This is a genomic window from Polaromonas sp. P3_C2, from assembly GCF_056402675.1.
In genome coordinates, this window is sequence record NZ_JBFUGX010000201.1 from 1 (window position 1) to 6645 (window position 6645).

Annotated in this window: 7 protein-coding genes; 4 read left to right on the forward strand and 3 right to left on the reverse strand. The window is 62.8% G+C overall.

Annotated features, from left to right (window positions below; translation table 11 throughout):
• Positions 1 to 194: 194 nt before the first annotated feature.
• Positions 195 to 1001 (reverse strand): MlaE family ABC transporter permease, encoded by an 807-nt coding sequence (locus tag AC1DWI_RS10375; RefSeq protein ID WP_477669289.1) that lies wholly within the window; start codon positions 999 to 1001, stop codon positions 195 to 197.
• 124 nt (positions 1002 to 1125) lie between these two features.
• Here AC1DWI_RS10375 and AC1DWI_RS10380 point away from each other — a divergent pair, with 124 nt between their 5' ends.
• Positions 1126 to 1776, forward strand: coding sequence for a LysE family transporter (locus AC1DWI_RS10380; protein WP_477669288.1), 651 nt, complete (start codon positions 1126 to 1128; stop codon positions 1774 to 1776).
• 90 nt (positions 1777 to 1866) lie between these two features.
• Here the strand turns inward: AC1DWI_RS10380 and AC1DWI_RS10385 are convergent, their stop codons facing one another.
• The gene (locus AC1DWI_RS10385) at positions 1867 to 3336 is read right to left on the reverse strand and encodes an aminotransferase-like domain-containing protein (protein ID WP_477669287.1); all 1470 of its coding nucleotides are present in this window, start codon (positions 3334 to 3336) and stop codon (positions 1867 to 1869) included.
• Positions 3337 to 3534: 198 nt separating this feature from the next.
• On the opposite strand from AC1DWI_RS10385, the gene AC1DWI_RS10390 reads away from it, so the two are divergent.
• The 3 genes from AC1DWI_RS10390 to AC1DWI_RS10400 are packed head-to-tail and all read left to right on the forward strand — an operon-like array spanning position 3535 to position 5113.
• A complete protein-coding gene (locus tag AC1DWI_RS10390; protein ID WP_477669286.1) occupies positions 3535 to 3891 on the forward strand; it encodes a hypothetical protein in 357 nt (118 codons plus the stop codon).
• A gap of 48 nt (positions 3892 to 3939) precedes the next feature.
• Entirely contained in the window at positions 3940 to 4587 is a 648-nt protein-coding gene (locus AC1DWI_RS10395) for a LysE family translocator (RefSeq protein WP_477669285.1), read from the forward strand.
• 49 nt (positions 4588 to 4636) lie between these two features.
• On the forward strand, positions 4637 to 5113 hold the full coding sequence (locus tag AC1DWI_RS10400; RefSeq protein WP_477669284.1) for a RidA family protein: 477 nt from the start codon (positions 4637 to 4639) through the stop codon (positions 5111 to 5113).
• Positions 5114 to 5121: 8 nt separating this feature from the next.
• Here AC1DWI_RS10400 and AC1DWI_RS10405 read toward each other — a convergent pair whose 3' ends face one another.
• Positions 5122 to 6222 (reverse strand): PQQ-dependent sugar dehydrogenase, encoded by a 1101-nt coding sequence (locus AC1DWI_RS10405; RefSeq protein ID WP_477669615.1) that lies wholly within the window; start codon positions 6220 to 6222, stop codon positions 5122 to 5124.
• Positions 6223 to 6645: the final 423 nt, after the last annotated feature.

A 6645-nucleotide genomic window follows, 5' to 3' on the forward strand; every position in this document is an offset into this window, starting at 1 on the left:
ATAAAGGGCCGAGCCCACCACCAGCAGCAGCATGAAGATCAGGAGAAGCCGGGCCTTGAATTCCAGGTTGGCGATTTCCGCCGGCGAAGACTCCGGCTCCCGCGCGGGCTGGAGCGGATCCGGCCGGCCGTGCTCAGGGGATGAAGGGTCGTGGGGTGAGCTCATGGATTGTTATTTGGTATTTATTGAGGCGGTCAATAATAGTTGCCGACCAGCGAAGCCACTTCAATCAGCAAAATCACGGCGAACATGCGCACGAGGCCGCGCATCTCGGCGCTGGTGCGCACGCTGGCTTCGCCCATGCCGTAAAGCGCCGAGGCCATGGGGATCAGCGACACGGCCAGGCAGAAGAACAGGGTTTTGAGCACAAAGATCAGCGTGACGGAAGGGCTGAAGACCTGACCGAACAGCCGGGTATAGGCCGCCAGGCCCGACAAGGCGAAGCCGTAGGTTGCCAAATAAGCCACCACCAGCGCCACCACGCAACTAAGCGCAGCCAGCGTGATGCCGGAGAACATGCCCGCCACCACGCGCGGCAGCACCTCGCGCCGCACCGGCTCGATGCCGCGCTCGCGCATCTCGTCGAGTTCGCCGCTGGCCTGCATGGCCGTGAGTTCGGCGCCATCAGGGATGGTGCAGCGCAGCGCCACAAAAAGCGCCGCCGTCAGCGGAATAAGTTCAAGCACCAGCACGCGGATCACGACCTGCAACGCGTACTGCGACAAGCCGTAGCTCAGCGCGGTCACCAGCACGATCCGCGTGAGCACCACGGTGACCAGCGCGCACAGCAAGGTAAAGCCCAGCAGGATGGGCGCCGTGTTGATGTAGATGTGGCGGGACAGCACCGTGCGGCTTTGCGGGCTGTAGCTGGAAGGCGAGAGGGTCAGCACCAGGATGATCGCGCCCAATTTCACCAGGCGCCACCATTCGATCAGCCAGTGCTGGGCGGTACGGCGTGTTTGCGAGAGGCGGCCTTGCCAGGATGATGCTGTTGAAGCCATTGGGCCATGATACCCGCGGGCTATTGCCGTCGATGTAGGATGGCAGGCGTTTTGCGCGGCGTGGGCCAGCTCCCGGCCCACGATCACCGCCATCCTTCTTTCTTCATTTCGTCACCGTTTCATCATGGCCATTGACACCTGGACCGCCTACTTCCTCGCCTCCATCCTGATCGCGCTCTCACCCGGCTCGGGCGCGGTGCTGGCCATGAGCCATGGCCTGAGCTACGGCATGCGGCGCACGCGTGCCACCATCGCGGGCTTGCAGATCGGGCTGGTGGTGATTTTGCTGGTGGCCGGGGCGGGGGTGGGCTCATTGCTGGTGGCGTCCGAGCTGGCCTTCAGCATCGTGAAAATCCTGGGCGCGCTCTACCTCATCTATATCGGCTGGTCGCAGTGGCGCTCATCGAACGGTATAGCAGCGGAAGATGCCGGCCCCGCAGCCGATGCGAACGGTATTTCAGCGCGCAGGCGCTTTCTCACCGGCCTGCTGACCAACGTCACCAACCCCAAGGGCATTCTTTTCATGGTCGCAGTGCTGCCGCAGTTCATCAGCCCCGCCAGGCCGCTGTGGCCCCAGTTGCTGGTGATGGCGCTCACGACTGTGGCGGTCGACACCGTGGTGATGCACGGCTACGCATTTGCCGCGAGCCGTTTGCAAAAGCTGTTCAGGAACGCACGTGCGGTGCGGCTGCAAAACCGGCTGTTCGGTGGCATGTTGATGGCAGTGGGTGCGGGCCTGTTCTTTGTCAAACGCAGCCACGCTGCGGCGCATTAGACGCGTCGATCGCTATCAAAACAGTAGCTACTCGCGCATACCCCTAAAGGGCTGGAGCCCTAAAACCCTCAAAATAGCAGCGCCATGCCCTCAAGCCGGCCGGGGCCCAGCTTGCGACACAATGCCCGCCAGCTTGCGCAGGGCGCTGTCGGTCTCGCTGGAAAACGGTGAGCCGCAACTGATGCGCAGGAAGTGGTCAAAGCGGTTCGAGTTGGAAAACATGGAACCGGGCGCCACCCGTATGCCCTGCCGGATGGCGATGTCGAATACCGCCTGCGCTGAGGTACCCGCCGGCAACTCCACCCAGAGCATCATGCTGCCACGGGGCACCGACAACCGGGTTCCGGCGGGAAAGTGCGCCGCAATCGCCTCGGCCATCTGCTCGCGCTGCACGTTGAGCATGCGGCGCAGCCTGGCCAGGTGGCGGTCATAGGCGCTGGAGGCCATGAACTCGGCCACGGCCAGCTGGCCCACCATGTCGTTGGCGCGGCTTTGCGCGTACTTGAGCATCTTGATGCGCGCCTGCCAGCGTCCGCCGGCGACCCAGCCCAGACGCAGCCCGGGCGCCAGGGTCTTGCGCAGCGATGCGCAGTAAATCACCGAGCCGCTTCGGTCCCAGGCCTTGGCCGCCTTCAGCGGAATGTCGTCGGGCCCCAGCGCGCCATAGGTATCGTCTTCAATCAGCGCGACCTGCTGGCGATCACACAGTGCGACGAGCTTTTCCTTTTCGGCGTCGGGCATCACGCTGCCGAGCGGATTGTGGAAATTGGGGATCACCACCACGGCGCGTATGCGGTCGTGCGTCTGGAAGGCCAAATCCAGCGCCTCCACGGAAATCCCCAGCTTCGGGCTGGTGGGAATCTCCAGCGCGCGCAGACCCAGGCTTTCGAGGATCTGCAGCAGGCCATGGTACGTCGGTGACTCGACGGCCACGGTGTCCCCCGGCCGAGCCACCGCACGCAAGGCAACGTTCAGCGATTCAATACAGCCGTGCGTGACCAGGATGTCTTCCGCTGACAGCCGCATGCCGGCCTCCAGCGCCCGCTTGGCCAGCACGGCATTGAGCGGTGAATCGTTGAGGAAGTCCGGCGGGTTCACCAGCAGTTGCGGGTGCTTGCGCAACGCGCGCGTGGCGGCGTTTTTGAGGGCCTCGGCCGGGTACATCTCGGGCGAGCCGTAGGTGCCTGCCAGGTTGGTCACCAGCGGGTAGACATCGCATTTGGCGACGAAATCGGACACCCGGTCATGGATGCCGACGTACTGTGCCGGATCCAGCCTGTGGCCGCATTCCGGCTCGCTGGGCGGCTGGATATCCATCCGGCGACGCTTGAGCACAAAGTAGCCCGAACGCGGCCGCGCCTCCAGCAGGCCTTCGTCTTCCAGCGTGTGGCAGGCCTCCACCGCCGTCGACAGGCTGACCTGGTGCAGCCGCGTCAGCGCCCTGACGGACGGCATGCGCTGCCCCGGCATCAAAACGCCGGACTGGATCGCCTGGCGGTAATGGCTGGAGAGCTGTAAATACAGCGGTTGCGACAGGGATGGCGAGGGTTGCAGGTCCATAAACCGAATGATCCGTGAAGGGGAAGCCGGGACACAGCCACAGATGGGGCGAAATCAGACCATAACAGATGAATAAACAGTCATCTGTACCGATACAGAAAGGACTTGCCTGGCTCTGTCGGGGAAGTGCCGGTCTCTTTAACCTTGATGTCTCCTTCCCCCGTTTTTCCAGTTCACCAACCCATGAATGGAGCCGCCATGAAAGAGCACTTTGCACCTCGCCACCTTCAACTGGACGCCGGTGAGTCCCTGTTTTTTCACACCAAGGCGGGCAGCGCCCTGATCAGCACCTCGGGCACGCTGCTGGTGACCGGCACCCCGCGCTGGCTTGGCGAGCAGGTCTTTCGCGACAGCATGCCGCTGGAGGCGGGACAGTCGCATACCGTCGCCCAGACCGGATGGATCACGGTGACCGCCCAGCACGGGGGCGCAGCATGCGTGCTGAACCAAGCCTCGGCAAAAGCCCCGGGCCAGACGGGAAGCGTGCTTTTAAGGTACTTTTCAGGAATCGTGAAGGCCGTGCGCAGCTGGCTGCGTAGCGCCGAGGCTGCATAGGCGCCGCCGGAAATAAATTGCCCCCATCATTTTTTAATTGATCTCACCATGACCACTTCCGCCTGGCTGCTCTTCATCACCATTTCACTTGTCACCGCGCTCAGCCCCGGGCCGGGCATTTTGCTGGCGGTTTCCAACGCCGTGGCCTGGGGGCCGCGCAAGACGCTGTGGAGCTCCACCGGCAATGTGCTCGGCGTGTTCGCCGTCTCCACCGCGGCCATGGCGGGCCTGGGCACTTTGCTGCACACGTCGGCCTGGCTGTTCGCTGTGCTCAAGGCCGTGGGCGCCGTCTACCTCATGTACCTGGGCTGGCGGCAGTGGACCAGCAAGACCTCGATGTTCGACACGCCCCTGTCTGACGGGACACACGCCGGAACATCCGCCGGAAAAAGCAATGCAGCATTGTTCCGGCAAGGCCTGCTGGTGGCGGTGACCAATCCCAAAAGCATCCTGTTCTTCACCGCGCTGTTCCCCCAGTTCATCCACCCGGAGGCGCCGATGCTGCCGCAATTCCTGGCACTGACCAGCGCCTTCGCTGCGTGCGTGCTGGTCTCCCACTTCACCTATGTGCTGCTGGCCAAACACACCCACCAATGGTTTGGCACGCCCCGCCGGGCCCGCATTTTCAATCGCCTCTGCGGCGGTGCGTTTGGCCTGCTGGGCTTGAGCCTGCTACGGTTGAAGAGCCCTGCCTGAAACACCCACATCACGCTCCATCCAACTACATCAAGAGGAATTCCTGTCCATGGAAGATTCACGCGACACCCGGTTCGCCGCAGTGCAGGCCGAACTCGGCTACAGCTTTGACGGTGAGATCAAGATAGGCGGCAATTACGTGCCTGTCGTGCAGCACGGCGACCAGGTCTTTGTCAGCGGGCAGATTCCGCGTGTCGGCAATACCGTGGTCGTTACCGGCCGCGTGGGGTCAGAAACGTCTGTTCTGCAGGCCCAGCTGGCGGCAAAAATCTGCGCCATGCGCGCGCTGGCGCTGCTGCGGCAAAGCCTCGGCAGCCTGGACCACGTGAAGCACATTCTGCGCATCACGGTGTTTGTGCAGTCGGCGCAGGACTTCACCCAGCAGAGCGAAGTCGCCGATGCCGCGTCTGAGGTGCTGTATGCAGTACTGGGCCCGGCCGGCGCCCACACGCGTACGTCTGTCGGCGTTGTTCAGCTGCCCAAGAGTGCGTCGGTCGAAATCGATCTCATTGCAGTAGCCGGCTAGCCCTGCATTCAGCCACCGGGCAGCAGGCGTATCAGCTTGCCGTTGTTGCTGTCGGTCAGCACGTAAAGCAGCCCGTCCGGCCCCTGGCGCACATCGCGAATGCGCTCTCCGGCTTCAGACAGCAGCTTGCTTTCACGCACCACCTTGCCGGCGAACGGCGACGCCAGTTCGATCCGGTCCAGGTAGCCGAACCTGAGCGAACCCACAAACAGGTTGCCGCGCCAGGACTTGCCATAACGCTCGCTGGTCAGGAACGCCATGCCGGAAGGCGCGATGGATGGCACCCAGTAATGCAGCGGTTGCTGCATGCCGGCCTTTTCCGTCAGGCCTTCGCCGATTTTTCCGCCGCCGTAGTTTTCGCCGTAGGTAATGACCGGCCAGCCGTAGTTGGCCCCGGGCCTGGGCAGGTTGATTTCATCGCCGCCCTGCGGGCCGTGCTCATGCATCCAGAAGGTGCCGTCGGGCGCCAGCGTCGCGCCCTGGGCGTTGCGGTGGCCGTAGCTCCAGATCTCAGGCAAAGCCCCTGGTTTGCCGACAAAGGGGTTGTCCTGGGGAACCGAGCCATCTTTGTTGATGCGGACAATCTTGCCATGGTGGTTGTCCAGCTTCTGGGCGTCTTCCTTGCGGCTGAAGCGCTCACCCAGCGTGAGAAAGAGCTTGCCATCGGGCGCGCCGTTCGGTGCCGCGCGGCTTTCCACAATGCGGCAGCCGAAATGCGCCGTGCTGGCCACCTTGGGCTTCTGGCTGAAGATGATTTTGAGGTTTTCCAGCCGGGTGTCGTCAGCGCTCAGGGTGGCGCGCGCCAGCGCCGTACTGTTGCCACTACCGGTGGCGGCAGGCTCTGAAAAGCAGAAATACAGCGTTCGGTTGCGGGCAAAGTCGCTGTCGACCAGCACGTCCAGCAGGCCGCCCTGCCCGCTGGCGGCAATCTCCGGCAGGGCGGCCACCGGCGTGCCCAACTTGCCGCCCGGCCCGACGACCCGCAGGCGGCCGGGGCGCTCCGTGACCAGAAAACGCTCGCCCGGTAAAAAAGCCACGCCCCAGGGGTTTTCCAGGCCGGCCGCCACGGTTTCAGGGCGAACGCTTTGAGCCTGCGCGGGCTGGAACATCACACTGGCCGCTATCAAAAATATAGCTGCTTGCGTACGCCGGTATTGGTTTAAAGCCATATTTCACTCTAAAAAAAACGTGAAAGCACATGAATCGGCCCGTCACGCCCATTTGACCGGGAAAACCGCCTTTTGATCATTCCCAAGCCGGGCCAAGGCGGTGTAAAACATGGCATACGGGGGTAATAAATCGGGTAATCCCCTACAAATTCGTTACAAATCAATGGGTTGTCAACGTTATCAAGAAACAACATGAGTTGACGTAGGACTAATCCGTCAAGTATGCTTGGCGCCATGCGAATGATTGCCCCTGCCCTCGTCATTGCCTCTGCCGCCCTGCTGGCGGCCAGCGTGCATGCAGCACCCGGCAATTCAGGCGGCGACAACGACATGGACAAACTGCTCGCCGACAAGGGCCTGCTG